The 1287-nt window shown below is 64.6% G+C and carries 1 protein-coding gene; it reads left to right on the plus strand.

What is annotated here, in order from left to right; all coding sequences use genetic code 11:
* A partial coding sequence (locus LQ144_RS22890; RefSeq protein WP_230121533.1) for an amino acid permease occupies positions 1 to 1287 on the plus strand: 1287 nt, incomplete at both ends.

Below are 1287 nucleotides of genomic sequence, written 5' to 3' on the forward strand. Positions count from 1 at the left end.
TCCAGATGATCGCGATCGGCGGCGCCATCGGCACCGGCCTGTTCCTCGGCGCCGGCGGCCGGCTCAACGCCGCCGGCCCCTCGCTCGTCATCGCCTACGCCGTCTGCGGCTTCTTCGCCTTCCTGATCCTCCGCGCCCTCGGCGAACTGGTCCTGCACCGCCCGTCCTCGGGCTCCTTCGTCTCCTACGCCCGCGAATTCTTCGGCGAGAAAGCCGCGTTCATCTCCGGCTGGTTCTACTGGATCAACTGGGCCACCACCACCATCGTGGACATCACCGCCGCGGCCCTGTACATGAACTTCTTCGGCAAATACATCCCCTGGATGGCCGACGTGCCACAGTGGGCCTGGGCCCTGATGGCCCTCATCGTCGTCCTCGCCCTGAACCTCGTCTCCGTCAAGGTCTTCGGTGAAATGGAATTCTGGTTCGCCATCATCAAGGTCGCCGCCCTGGTCGCCTTCCTCGTGGTCGGCACCTACTTCGTCATCTTCGGCACCCCCGTCCCCGGCCAGGAAACCGGCTTCAGCCTCCTGTCCGATAACGGCGGCATCTTCCCCAACGGCCTGCTGCCCATGATCATCCTGATGCAGGGCGTCCTGTTCGCCTACGCCTCCATCGAACTCGTCGGCACCGCAGCCGGCGAAACCGAAAACCCCGAAAAAATCATGCCCAAGGCCATCAACTCCGTGGTCTTCCGCATCGCCGTGTTCTACGTCGGCTCCGTCATCCTGCTCGCCCTCCTGCTGCCCTACACCTCCTACCAGAAGGGCGTCAGCCCCTTCGTGACGTTCTTCGGCTCCATCGGCATCCAGGGCGTGGACGTCATCATGAACCTCGTCGTCCTCACCGCCGCGCTCTCCTCACTCAACGCCGGCCTCTACTCCACCGGCCGGATCCTGCGCTCCATGTCCGTCGCCGGCTCCGCCCCGAAATTCGCCCAACGCATGAACAAAGCCGGCGTCCCCTACGGCGGCATCGCCATCACCGCCGGCGTCTCCCTCCTCGGCGTCCCACTGAACTACCTCGTCCCCACCCAAGCCTTCGAGATCGTCCTGAACGTCGCCTCCGTAGGCATCATCGTCACCTGGGCCACCATCGTCCTGTGCCAGATGCAACTCAAACGCTGGGCCGACAAAGGCTGGCTCAAACGCCCCTCCTTCCGCATGTTCGGCGCCCCCTACACCGGCTACCTCTCCCTCCTCTTCCTCCTCGGCGTCCTCATCATGGTCTTCATCGACTCCCCCCTCACCCTCCTGGTCACCCTCGTCGCCTGCGCCCTCATGGTCG

The sequence above is a fragment of the Arthrobacter sp. Bi83 genome (assembly GCF_918698095.1).
Classification (GTDB): domain Bacteria; phylum Actinomycetota; class Actinomycetes; order Actinomycetales; family Micrococcaceae; genus Arthrobacter.